Below are 13,348 nucleotides of genomic sequence, written 5' to 3'. Positions count from 1 at the left end.
TAGCCTCTGAAAAAATTAACCATTCAAGATGTTTTCAAAGCGAACCCGATCAACTCCTTTTTGATGAAGAAGTATCCACGACTCAATTAAATCCGGGCCATGAACTGCTCCCGTTAAAGCAGCTCTTAGCGATCGCATAATTAGCCCTTTCTTCAACTTTGTTTCTTTGGTGACTACTTTAATCACTTCTTTGATGCCATCAGTCGTCAGGGGTTGATCAAAATCTACTTTGTCATAAATCGCTTGCAGAACTGTTAAAGCTCCCTCTTGTTGGATTTGAGCTTGAGCGTCTTCGTCTGGTTCTACAGTGGGAGAAAAGAACAATTTTCCTTCTTTGATCGCATCTTTAAGACGAGTCAAACTCGGGCCAATCAAAGTCGTCAGTTGTTCTAACCAAGGGCGATCCGTTTTAGGATCAAACTCATATCCCGCCTCAAGCCATTGGGGAATCAGCAAATCTGTGAGTTCTCCCACAGGCATTTGATGGATATATTGGCTATTCAACCAATCCAACTTATCCCAGTCAAATTTGGCGCCGGCTTTGTTCACCCGATCAAAACCAAACTGTTGAGCCGCTTCACTGAGGGAGAAAATTTCTTGAGTCGAGTCGGGTGGAGTCCAACCCAATAAACTCATATAGTTCGCTAACGCAGGGGCGGTGAAACCCATCTGTTGAAAATCAGAAATAGAAGTTACACCGTCTCGTTTTGAGAGTTTACGCCCGTCTTGATTTAAAATCAGCGGTGTATGGGAAAATTCCGGGATTTTAGCCTCAAACGCTTCATAGAGCAGAATTTGTTTAGCTGTATTAGCAATGTGGTCTTCTCCGCGAATCACATGAGTAATTCCCATATCAATATCATCCGCGACAACCGCCAAGTTATAAAGGGGTTGACCGATTTTACTCGTACCCGATGCTCTGGCGACGACCATATCACCCCCGAGATCGTTCCCTTTCCAGACCACTCGACCTCGAACTAAGTCATTCCAAGCAATTTCGCGCTCATCGTCTATTTTGAAACGAATCACCGCTTGGCGCCCTTCTGCTTCAAATGCAGCTTGTTGTTCGGGGGTGAGGTTCCGATGACGGTTATCATAACGAGGGGCTTGGTTTTTGGCTTTTTGAGCCTCTCGCATTTGTTCTAGTTCTTCTGATGTGCAGTAGCAGCGATAAGCTAATCCTTTATCGAGTAAAGTTTGAATCGTTTCGGCGTAGAGTTCCAGACGTTTAGACTGAAAAAACGGGCCTTCATCCCAGTCTAGTCCTAACCACTGGAGTCCATCGAGGATGTTTTGGGTGTATTCCCGACGCGATCGCTCGATATCGGTGTCTTCTATTCGCAAGATAAACTTACCGCCCTGGTTGCGAGCAAACAGCCAATTAAATACAGCCGTTCTCGCTGTACCAATATGAAGATTTCCGGTTGGACTGGGGGCAAGACGAACTCTGACACTCATACTAATTTAATGACGTAAATTCTAGATTTAGGCGCAATTCAATCGATAAAACGGCAAAAATGACGGAGACTAAGCCGATTGGGGAGCAACCGTCCTGCTTGGGTGCGACTGGAGTGATCGCTTCGATCTCCATCTCATTTTACCAACTCAGGGGGCGAGTTCTGGCTGAAGATTGTTGAGTTGAGGTCAATTTCGACAAAACCTGTCTAACGGTAGATTTAACCTGAATCTGCTCTGTAACTCTGTGATCTAATTTGTAGTTCGACGACAGCAGAAAATTGAAGGGCAATTCTGCCACACAAAACCTAACCTCTGCTTACACAACAGAAGGCGTTATTGATCTTTCAAAAGACTCTTTTGTTTACGGGACTGACGGGGCTCGAACCCGCAACTTCCGCCGTGACAGGGCGGTGCTCTAACCAATTGAACTACAGTCCCAATTTTTTGACCAAGTTCTATTATGCACAATATCTCTGAAGATGTCAAGAGGTTGAGCGAATTTTTTTGCAGCCCGACTCTGAAGTTAGAAAGTCTATGGTTGAGGACTCGATCTATTCTCGAACTACTCTAACTGCTTGTTTGCCCATGTTCTTAACTGTTCATCGGGGTCATTCTCGGCTCTATCGCGCAACAGCGGCAACGTTTGAGGATGATTGGGATAGTTTTTAACAATAGTTTTCAGCGCGAATTCTCTGGGGCTATTTTGGAATCCATGTCCATGTTTAAAGGGATCATGGAGAGCGCGATCTTGTAGAAATTCAAACATCGAGGGTTCATCTTTCCAGCCTTGGGCTAATTCCTGCACCGCCGCATATCGCACAGACGAACTTTCATCATTCTCAGCGCAGGATTTGAGGATGTTTAGAGTCTCGGGGTGATCGGTGTAACCTTGGCCGAGTTCCTCCACCGCCACATATCGCACAGACGAACTTTCATCATTCTCAGCGCAGGATTTGAGGATGTTTAGAGTCTCGGGGTGATCGGTGTAACCTTGGCCGAGTTCCTCCACCGCCACATATCGCACAGACGAACTTTCATCATTCTCAGCGCAGGATTTGAGGATGTTCAGAGTCTCGGGGTGATCGGTGTAACCTTGGCCGAGTTCCTCCACCGCCGCACATCGCACGGACGGATTTTTATCATGATTGTAAGCCCAGGTTTTGAGGATACTCAGAGTCTCGGGGTGATCCTTGAAGCCTCGGGCGAGTTCCCGCACCGCCGTTTGTCGCACAGACGAACTTTCATCATTCTCGGCACGGGATTTGAGGATACTCAGAGTATCGGGGTGATCTTTGTAGCCCCGAGCGATTTCCCGCACCGCCGCCCGCCGCACATCCAGATGTTCGTCATTCTCAAGCCGAAATTTGAGGATGCTCAGAGTATCGGGGTGATCGGTGTAAACTTGGACGAGTTCCTGCACCGTCGCACGTCGCACGGACGGATTTTCATCGTTCTCAGCGCGAGATTTGAGGATTTTGTAAGCACAGCCCGTTGTATCGAGGCTTTCTAACTTGAGGTTTCCATATTGTTCTAGAATACCTTCTTGATATTTTATTAGATCAAATTCTGGCTGAACGGGAACAGCCTCGGCTAATTTTTCCAAGTTCTGAGAATTCAGAATTTCTCTAAGTTCGGGTGTTTCTTGAATAATTGCTTTAACCTTTTTCTGATATCGCTTGGCGACTTGTTCCCAGTTAAACGCATTGGGTAAAAATGTTTTTCCGACTTCTAACTTTTGCCAACGTTCTTTGAGTAGTTTTGTATTCAGGGAATTTTGATCAATAAAGACTTGTCCTAATGCTTCTGCAACCTGCTGATCTTTGATGAATTCTTCTAACGATAAGTTGTATTGTTGAATTTGTATGTATTCTAAATCTGCGTCTTCGAGTTCTTGTTGAATCAGTTTGAGAAATTCGGTAATCGCCTTTCCGGTGACGATCTTTAGTGTTTCTTGCTGTTTTTCTGTTTGCTGACTATTGGGTAAGGGTAAGACGTTTGACAGACAACTTTTGAAAAAGTCTTTAACGTAGTCTTTGGCTGTATCTTTTGCTAAGTATTCTAAAATGGGTTTGAATACAAAGCCAACCGCCTGAGTCACTCCCCACAACGCTAACCAATCTATCATCGTTGAGAATTTTGAGCATGGGTTCGCTTCTTATGATAACTCCTACTATTGATATCGCGTTTGTCCCCGTGACCCCCAGGGCTGTTTCATTCTCAACAAAAAATTGTCGGGGTTAATGGGGTGAGGGTTTTTTTAAACATGAAAAATAGCTTTTTATTAATAAAAATCCTCCCCATCTCCCAACCTCCCTATCTCCCAACCTCCCTATCTCCCAACCTCCCTATCTCCCAACCTCCCAACCTCCCTATCTCCCTATCTCCCAACCTCCCTATCTCCCAACCTCCCAACCTCCCTATCTCCCAACCTCCCAACCTCCCTATCTCCCAACCTCCCAACCTCCCAACCTCCCTACAAATCAAAATTTCGTCCGACTTTGAAACAGCCCTGGAGATTTGAGAGTAGATGTCTCCAGAAAGGCTTATAGAGGGAAAAAAACTCAAATTTCAGGGATCGCTGACTTCCTGTGTCATCTCTGCACCCAAATTCTGATACAATTCACAATAACTTAAGATTTTGTCTTAAGATTATCTCAAGAAAGACGGTCTAAGAGAAAACTCACCGACAAAACAGTTTAGGAGGAGACTATATATGGCGCTCGTACCCATGCGGTTGCTGCTCGATCACGCGGCAGAAAATAATTACGGCATCCCTGCATACAACGTCAACAACATGGAGCAAATCATTGCGATCATGCAGGCGGCTGATGAAACCAATAGCCCCGTGATTTTACAAGCTTCTCGCGGCGCTCGCAAGTACGCGGGTGAAAATTTCCTGCGCCACTTAATTTTGGCGGCTATCGAAACCTATCCCCACATTCCCATTGCCATGCACCAAGATCATGGTAACTCTCCGGCAACTTGCTACTCCGCCATGCGTAATGGCTTCACTAGCGTAATGATGGATGGGTCTCTCGAAGCAGATGCAAAGACTCCCGCTAGCTTTGAGTACAACGTTGATGTCACTGGTGAAGTTGTTAAAGTCGCTCATTCCATTGGTGTCAGTGTTGAAGGAGAACTCGGTTGCTTAGGTTCTCTGGAAACTGGAATGGGTGAAGCAGAAGATGGTCATGGTGCAGAAGGAAAGCTTTCCCATGATCAATTGTTGACTGATCCTGATGAAGCGGTTGAGTTCGTTGAGAAAACTCAAGTTGACGCTTTAGCCGTTGCAATTGGAACCAGTCACGGCGCTTACAAATTCACTCGCAAACCGACTGGCGAAGTTTTGGCAATCAGCCGTATTGAAGAAATTCACCGCCGCTTACCCAATACTCACTTAGTGATGCACGGTTCTTCTTCTGTTCCTGAAGATCTGATTGCAATTATCAACCAATATGGCGGTAAGATCCCTGAAACCTACGGGGTACCCGTCGAAGAAATCCAAAAAGGAATTAAGAGTGGTGTTCGTAAGGTCAATATTGATACCGATAACCGTTTAGCAATTACGGCTGCTTTCCGTGAAGCCGCAGCTAAAGATCCCGCTAACTTTGACCCTCGCCACTTCCTGAAGCCTTCCATTGCGAAGATGAAAGCAGTGTGTGCTGATCGTTATCAGCAATTCTGGGCGGCTGGAAATGCAAGCAAGATCAAAGCGATTACTCTTGATGACTTTGCAGCTAAGTACGCTAAAGGCGAACTCGATGCTTCCACTAAGTCTGCGGTTGCAGTTTAGTATCTCAAGTAAAAATCGCCTTTGTTGGGTGAAGCGATAGCCCAACCCAACCTATAGCAAAAAGCCTGGTTTCTCGATGAAACTGGGCTTTTTATTGACAAGGTTTCACGTCAAAACCCCGATTATTATTCACCTCAACCGAACAAGTATGTTCGATTTTTCCACCATTCCCCACATTTCCTTGAATGAGATTTTCATTTCCCCCTGCACTTGCTTTCGCAATAATATTACCACCCACTTGATTATTCAAAACTTTCACGGCTTTCATCGCGTAGGGACTGTTATTCGTATCGGCGAGAACTAAAATATCTGCGTTGTTACTTAACTGATTATTTTCAATGGTGACATTTTGCATCTCTTGAACTTTATAAAAGCCAATATAAGCATTACCTTGATTATTGCGAATTGTCGCCCCCTTGACGATCGTTCCGCCACAACATTCTTGAATTAAGATTCCTTCGCCATCTACGCTTAAATACCCTGTCTCTCCGACAATATGACGATAAACTTCATAATTATTCCCTTCGACTAAAACATCCCATCCTGACCAATCAATTCCCCTATTTTCAAGGGTTACAGCCCCCGTTGCTTCTCTTGTTCCGGTCGGATATATCCACCACTTTTTATTTGCTTGGTCTTTAATTTGATTATCTTTAATCATTAAACCTTGACCTGAAGCATGAATCGCAACTCTCATCGTATGATAAACCCAATTATCTCGAATAACCACTCCAGGGCGAAATAATCCGGGTTCGGTTTGGGGAGTTCCAGCTAATTGAAATCCTTCTCCATCTTTACCAAAACGGTTAACAACAATGCCATAATGATTCCCATAGTGAAAGACTGCTTTTTTGCCATCTGAATAAGTTAAAACTGATTTTTTATCCGAGGTTTTTAGTTTATATCCAGGCTGTTCAAAATTATCGGTAATTTGATCATTAACGCGATTATTAGCGGCTAAAATATTCTCAGAAGCCGTAAGTTCAATATTGGCTGCGAAGCGATAACTGTATCTTTGCCAGGGTTCTTGAAAGGAAAGATCGGGAACGTTTGGATCGGGTTGGGCGACATTATTACTGCGAATTCCAAACACCACAATATTTTTATTTTTCTGGTTATTCATCTCTGCTAAAATCGAAATAGCCGCCCGGTTAATATCCAAATTAACCAGCCCAATATTACTGTCTTCTAGAGGATTTTCTGTTGAGATTTTTTTAAAAGCCGTTTCGTTCGGTGTTCCATTTCCTGATAGTTTTGGTTCATATTTAGGAAAGACTAACTTAGAAGCTGGAGAATAATTAGCCGATTTTGCATCTTTTACAGAAGGAGTTTCACCCCGTAAGATTACGCCGTCTTTGAGTTTAATATTATCTGTAAATGTATAAGTTCCAGCCGGGAAGTAAACAACTCCGCCTCCATTGGCTGCGGCGGTATCTCTAGCTTGATTGAATTTATCGATTAAATTTGAACCCGAAAAGTTATTAATATTATAAACACAATCCCAACGAATTTGATTACTCCAAGGATAAGCTTCTTTTCCGTAAAAAGACGCAATCACATTATCGATAGGTTCACCCTGGGAAGCGCTACAACCTGACGAACGATTAGCCTGAGAAAATAGAGTGGGTTGATTTTGTTTAGGTTGATTTTGTGTAGATTTATTTTGTTTAGGTTGATTTTGAGAGATTGACTCAGAAGATTTAGAGGAGACAACGGTTTCAACCGAATTTTGAATCGAGGGAGAATGAATAGTAGATTCAGGGGTTTTAACCGTAAAAATTCCAATCAAAGCATAACTAGAAACTGCAAATCCAATCATCGCAACAGTTCCCAGAAAAACTATCCAGAACTTTTTCCATCGAGAGTGAATTGTTCTTCGTTTATTCATTGAGATTGAGGTATTGTAACTCAGCCTAATTATATTTTAGATTCGGATGACGCTTTTGTAAGTGTTCCCTCAACGCTGGAAGCATCAGACGAGAAGACGCAGAATCTAGGGAAATTGGGACTTTTGACAAATGTGACGGATAACAAACTGTCACACGATAATTTTAGTTCTCCGGAAGTTAATAAAATTGTCTGTAGTTAGGGTTGGGTGTTGGAAGGTAGAACTTTCAGAGTCGGGTTTATCGCTTGACTTCAGGAAGTCTGAGAAACGTTTCAACAGGAGAGTGAGTCGGTATCTGACTAATTCTTGTTGGGGGTTGCTGAAAATTTGTCGTTAACAATCACAGAAGGTGATTTAAAAGATGAAAACCAACAACCAATTTTTTATGCGATTTGGCTTCAACATTGTTAAATTTGTCATTAATCGATTTAATGACTGTCAAGCTTTAATTGGAGTCCGAGAATACTTTACTGTTTTTTGAATAGAGAAAAAATCAGAATTTAATGAATGAATTCTGTAAAAGCCATCTATGTCGCTACTGAAACTCTATAGGGGTTTTATTCTCTATGTTCTGAAAAAGTACAGTATTTTTTGATTTGTCCAATCTGTTAATAAGACTCTGTTGTTTTTCTCGCTAGAAGAACGACTAAAACACTGTGGCTTACAAAAACATGAACAATTAATCTAAACATATCACGAGTGAAAACAAACTTTAATACTCACTCGTTAGGATTTTTGTTATTTTTTAAAGTATTTCCTATGGAGGTACTAACAGCAAATAATGTGACTTTTTTTAAGGGGTCACAGCTATTTTTGTGTCAAAAAAACCGAATATGACAGCCGAATAAGTGGCACAACAAAGAGTAGTAAAAACTGTAAATATTAGGTTAGAATGAGCGTGTTCTTAAAAAACAAATCGAATCTTTCCTGTTTCAAACGTTTGATATATAGAGATATTGTCTCTACAGGATAAATTGATTGATGGACAAAGTTTTAGTGAGTGAGTGGAACGGTAATTCTCTGGCTATACAAGGTGTAATCTTGATCGATTTAACTCAAGATAGCCTTGACAACCAAAGAAACACTTGAAGCCCGAGCCTCAAGTCACAAATCTTGAATTCGATGCACTGCAATTGACTCAATTGTTTGAAATTGAGCAAACAAAAATTATCCAATCCTCTAAAAACTGACCGAACTTTGCACTGTTTTAACAACTTGTGTAGACTCGCAATGTTTAGAAAGATTTGGCAATTCAAATATCAGGGAAGTTTCTACCAATTTTTGAGACCACATCAGAAATTAATTACTCACAGAAATCAAGTAGAGGTTCCACAATGACTGAACAACATCAATTTCATCCTAACGATCCCAGTAAGCAGAAAGAACATATGGCTTTATTAGATTTAGTTCCAGATTCTAAAGCCACTCATGTCGCCGTTAATAACGGTTCATGGTTCGATGCAAACACTTGGAAAAATGGTCAAATTCCTGATAATCAAGCCAACGTCGTTATTACAGATGGAGTTCAAGTCACTTATGACGGAGAAAGTGAAGCCAGTTTACAAACCTTACGAGTAGATGGTCAGCTTGACTTTGCTCCTGATAAAAATACAAAAATGGAGGTTGATACTTTCGTCGTTTCACCAGAAGGTACACTCACCATTGGAACAGAAACAAATCCCATTCAAGCTAATAAAACGGCTCGGATTATCATTGCCGATAATGGTGCGATTGATACCACATGGGACCCCGAACAATTGAGTCGAGGGATTATTTCTCACGGTAAAATTTCAATTCACGGCCAAGAAAAAGACTCTCACTTGAAACTCGCTCAAGATGCGATGACAGGTGATCAAGAACTGGTTTTAGCAGAGCAACCGCTGAATTGGACAGTCGGAGATACCCTCGTTTTAACAGGTACAAACTATGTTCCGAGTACACGAACGGATTGGAAAGGAACCGAAGATGAAGAAGTTAAAATTGCCGGAATAGAAGGGAATCGAATTATTCTTGATCGCCCCTTAGAATACGACCATGATACACCCCAAGACAGTTTAAAAGCCTCCGTCGCTAACTACACTCGTAATGTTGTCATCGAAACGGAAAACGCCGAGTCACTACCCGCAAACCAACGGGGTCATGTGATGTTCATGCACTCCGATAACGTCGATGTTCGCTATGCAGAATTTCACGAATTGGGTCGTACTGATAAATCTGAACTACTCGATGATTTTGCACTCGATAATAACGGCAGTCGGATAATAGATGCAAACGGTGAGCCAAAAGATGGCGCTCGCACAAATGTTCGGGGTCGTTATGCGGTTCACTTTCATAAGACTGGAGTTGATCAACCCGACAGTCCACCTGCGATCGCAGTCGGTAACGCCGTTTGGGGATCTCCGGGTTGGGGTTACGTTCACCACGATAGCCATGTTGTTCTTGAAGACAACGCTGCTTATAATGTCTTCGGTGCGGCTTTTGTCACCGAAACGGGGAATGAAACCGGATCTTGGGTGAATAATATTGCGATCAAGTCGGAAGGAAGGATCGGTATTTCTAAAGGGGGTACCCGAAACCATGATATTGCTGCCAATGGTACCGCGTTCTGGCTTCAGGGAAGGTTGGTTGAAAACGAGAATAATATCGCCGCAGGTCAGCGTCATGGAGGGATGACTTATATGCTGCGGGGAGTCGATCAGATGGATGTCCTCGCTGACAATCTCACGCACCCAGAAATTGCTCGTTATCAGTCTAGTCTTGACCCCGATAAACCCGAAATTAATGGCTTCAAAAATGGAGAAGTCTTTGCTTCGGGAATGGGACTGGAAGTGATCAAAGCCAACCCTCGACAAGAACATGATGTTCGCAGTGTTTTAGACGGGTTCAAGGCTTGGGAAGTTCGCACAGGAACTCATCTGGAATACACCAGTAAATACACCCTAAATGACTTTAGCGTTATTGCTACAGAGTTTAAGCCCAGGGATGGAATTAGCATTGGGAATAATGCTGAAGATATGGTGATTAACAATGCCTATGCTGAAGGTTTTGATACGGGGATAACATTCGCCAAAAACCGCACTTTTGACAGTAACGCTCCTTGGAATTTTGTGGTGATTGATCCAGAGCTAGTTAATAATGATGAGGATTTTGAGAATTTTGACCCACAAAAAGATCAACTTCTGACTCAAGCTGACCTCAAACCCGGAACTCTCAAACTTGAACTCTCTCCTCAAGCTGACTTTGTATTTAAGCCGGATGCTAGCGATCGCCAATCAGTAATTCTGGGGACAAAAATAGATAGTATTGGTGAAATTGAGTATCCAAGTGGAAATGATTCTGCTAAATTCAAGCTTGGAAGTCTCAAAAATCGCCTCTTAGAAGGGCATTATGAGGATGCTTTAGGTACGAAGTTTATTACGGTTGAAGAACTGATTGCAGATCGAGTCACAGGCGAACTTATAAAACTCAATTTTGTTGTAACTCTCGATGACAGTTGGAATGAGTTTACATTGGGTGGTATTTTAGGAGATTCGCCGTTATTGGGAGTTTATGAGGGGAATGTTGAACCGGGTTTTGTTGACGATGATTTACAACAATTTCTCAATTCAACACCTAGCAATACTGACACGACTTCAGATTCTGATACTGATTCTGATGAAATCACAGATGATTCTACTGATGAGTCTGACACTTCTGATGAAACTACAGATGATTCTGATGATGATGAGTCTGACACTTTTGATGAAACTACAGATGATTCTGATGATGATGAGTCTGACACTTCTGAGGAAACTACAGATGATTCTACCGATGATTCTGAAACTTCTGAACCCGATGACGGAGTAACAGACAACCTAGATGCCATTCGGATAGAAGCAGAAGATATGGAACTAGATACTTATCGTCTGGAGTCTAGCGAAGTTGCATCTAATGATTCTCTGATTCGTTTGCCAGGAGGTTCGCAGAATGACACAGGTAAAGCCGTTACCCGTTTTGAAGGGCCTTCAGGGAAGTATGATGTTGTGGTAGGCTATTTTGATGAAAATGATGGTAAAGCCCAACTAGAAGTGAACCTAGATGGCGTATCTTTAGAGAGTTGGACGCTCGACCAAAAGTTAGGAAGTAATTACATCAGTGAGAACAACTTTTTAACCCGCACGGTTGCTGAAGGTATATCTATTGAACCGGGAGAAGTCGTTGAAATTACAGGAACAAAACAAGCCGGAGAATTTGCTCGGGTAGATTATCTGGAATTTGTTCCTTCTGATGTTGCAACTGATCCGTTAACGGGTGAAGTTTTTGATGAAGCCACTAACAGTTCTATGACATCAGATGTCGATGCTTCTGATGAATTGATTCTCAATCGCAATTCTGATAGTTTGTTAGTGTCAGATTTTGTAGACGGTCAAGACATCATTAAGTTAACTGAAAATCTGACTTTTGAACATTTGGAGTTTGTGCAGTCGGGTGACAATACCTTGATTCAAATGGCGCAAACCGATCAACTTTTAGCCACTCTTGAAGGGGTATCTGCAAGTTCTCTCGATAGTCAGGATTTTGCAGTATAACTTCAATCTGCAAGCTCTAATTTAGTCTCAGAGCAAAGTCGAAAGGGGTGTACTATTAATTTATTGCACAGATGGATTACGCTCAAACTAACCCATCTCACCATTTGCAAAGTTCTGTAAAGTTGTGCAATAATAAAAACGCCCTCCCTGGGGAGAGCGCCGATTAACTAGCTATTCGGATGGAACACTGGCATTAGCCATTGATGGAAGGAGCCACGAGTGCAACAGGCTCAGACTCACCAGAGGCTAAGTCTAATGGGAAATTATGAGCATTGCGCTCGTGCATAACTTCCATACCCAAGTTGGCACGGTTGATCACATCAGCCCAAGTATTGATCACACGACCGCTAGAGTCGAGGACGGACTGATTGAAGTTGAAACCGTTGAGGTTAAACGCCATAGTGGAAACCCCTAAAGCGGTAAACCAAATCCCAACTACAGGCCATGCACCTAAGAAGAAATGCAGTGCGCGAGAATTGTTAAAGGAAGCATATTGGAAGATAAGCCTCCCAAAGTAACCGTGAGCGGCTACAATATTGTAGGTTTCTTCTTCTTGACCGAATTTATAACCGTAGTTTTGAGATTCGGTTTCAGTGGTTTCCCGAACCAAAGAAGATGTTACCAAACTTCCGTGCATCGCGCTAAATAAAGCGCCTCCGAACACACCTGCAACACCTAACATATGGAAGGGGTGCATGAGAATATTGTGTTCAGCCTGGAAAACAATCATAAAGTTGAACGTTCCAGAAATCCCCAAAGGCATACCATCAGAGAAGCTACCTTGTCCAATGGGATAAATCAGGAATACTGCGGTTGCAGCAGACAGAGGGGCGGAGTAAGCGACACAAATCCAAGGACGCATCCCCAGACGGTAGGATAACTCCCACTGACGACCCATGTAGCAGCAGATACCGATAAAGAAGTGGAAAATAATCAACTGGTAAGGGCCACCGTTATAGAGCCACTCATCAAGAGATGCAGCTTCCCAAATGGGGTAGAAGTGCAAACCAATCGCATTAGAAGACGGAACAACAGCACCCGAGATGATATTGTTACCGTATAACAGAGAACCCGCCACAGGTTCGCGAATACCGTCAATGTCCACCGGAGGTGCAGCTACAAATGCGATAATGTAGCAAATCGTTGCGGTCAGCAAGGTCGGGATCATCAAAACACCAAACCAACCGATATAGATGCGGTTGTCGGTAGAAGTGATCCAGTTGCAGAACCTTTCCCACGGGTTAGCGCCTTCGCGCTGTTGTAGTGTTGTGGTCATGCTCAAATAATTGCTAAATTTCAGTTTTCAAGGCTTGTTTAGCCTGTTTGATAGCCAATCAGCTACCTTGAACCCGATTTTACCAGACAAGCACACAAATTGTAGTTTTGTAAAGCATTTTTGATAAAACTTAGTTTACCTTCACATAAGTCACGCTTATTAAAAGTATAGCGTTTTAGGTAGGCAAAAGGGAACACCGGAATAGGCAAGAGGCAAGAGGCAAAAGGTAATTCTAAACTCCCGAACTCCTGTCTCCCCACCTCCCTACCTCCCCATATCCCCATCTCCCTACCTCCCCATCTCCCCATCTCCCTACCTCCCTACCTCCCCATCTCCCTACCTCCCCATCTCCCCATCTCCCCATA

6 protein-coding genes and 1 tRNA gene are annotated in these 13,348 nt (G+C 42.9%); 2 read left to right on the top strand and 5 right to left on the bottom strand.

Annotated elements, in window-relative coordinates:
- Positions 1-15: 15 nt before the first annotated feature.
- The 3 genes from gltX to M595_RS11780 all read right to left on the bottom strand — a co-directional run bounded on the left by gltX (position 16) and on the right by M595_RS11780 (position 3,583).
- Positions 16-1,458 (bottom strand): glutamate--tRNA ligase, encoded by a 1,443-nt coding sequence (gene gltX, locus M595_RS11790; RefSeq protein WP_023066481.1) that lies wholly within the window; start codon positions 1,456-1,458, stop codon positions 16-18.
- 364 nt (positions 1,459-1,822) lie between these two features.
- A tRNA-Asp gene (locus tag M595_RS11785) sits at positions 1,823-1,896 on the bottom strand.
- Between the two features lie 124 nt (positions 1,897-2,020).
- The gene (locus M595_RS11780; protein WP_023066467.1) at positions 2,021-3,583 is read right to left on the bottom strand and encodes a HEAT repeat domain-containing protein; all 1,563 of its coding nucleotides are present in this window, start codon (positions 3,581-3,583) and stop codon (positions 2,021-2,023) included.
- 588 nt (positions 3,584-4,171) lie between these two features.
- Between M595_RS11780 and fba the strand changes: the two genes are divergently transcribed.
- Positions 4,172-5,251 (top strand): class II fructose-bisphosphate aldolase, encoded by a 1,080-nt coding sequence (gene fba / locus M595_RS11770; RefSeq protein WP_023066460.1) that lies wholly within the window; start codon positions 4,172-4,174, stop codon positions 5,249-5,251.
- A 91-nt stretch (positions 5,252-5,342) separates the two neighbouring features.
- Here the strand turns inward: fba and M595_RS11765 are convergent, their stop codons facing one another.
- Complete coding sequence (locus tag M595_RS11765) at positions 5,343-7,139, bottom strand: glycosyl hydrolase family 28-related protein (RefSeq protein WP_238987065.1); 1,797 nt, start codon at positions 7,137-7,139, stop codon at positions 5,343-5,345.
- A 1,334-nt stretch (positions 7,140-8,473) separates the two neighbouring features.
- On the opposite strand from M595_RS11765, the gene M595_RS11760 reads away from it, so the two are divergent.
- The gene (locus tag M595_RS11760; protein WP_023066491.1) at positions 8,474-11,707 is read left to right on the top strand and encodes a G8 domain-containing protein; all 3,234 of its coding nucleotides are present in this window, start codon (positions 8,474-8,476) and stop codon (positions 11,705-11,707) included.
- A 193-nt stretch (positions 11,708-11,900) separates the two neighbouring features.
- Here the strand turns inward: M595_RS11760 and psbA are convergent, their stop codons facing one another.
- Complete coding sequence (gene psbA / locus M595_RS11755) at positions 11,901-12,983, bottom strand: photosystem II reaction center subunit D1 (protein WP_023066514.1); 1,083 nt, start codon at positions 12,981-12,983, stop codon at positions 11,901-11,903.
- Positions 12,984-13,348: the final 365 nt, after the last annotated feature.

Origin of the sequence: Lyngbya aestuarii BL J (assembly GCF_000478195.2) — a bacterium.
Taxonomy (GTDB): domain Bacteria; phylum Cyanobacteriota; class Cyanobacteriia; order Cyanobacteriales; family Microcoleaceae; genus Capilliphycus; species Capilliphycus aestuarii.
This window is presented reverse-complemented; position numbering and strand designations above follow the sequence as displayed.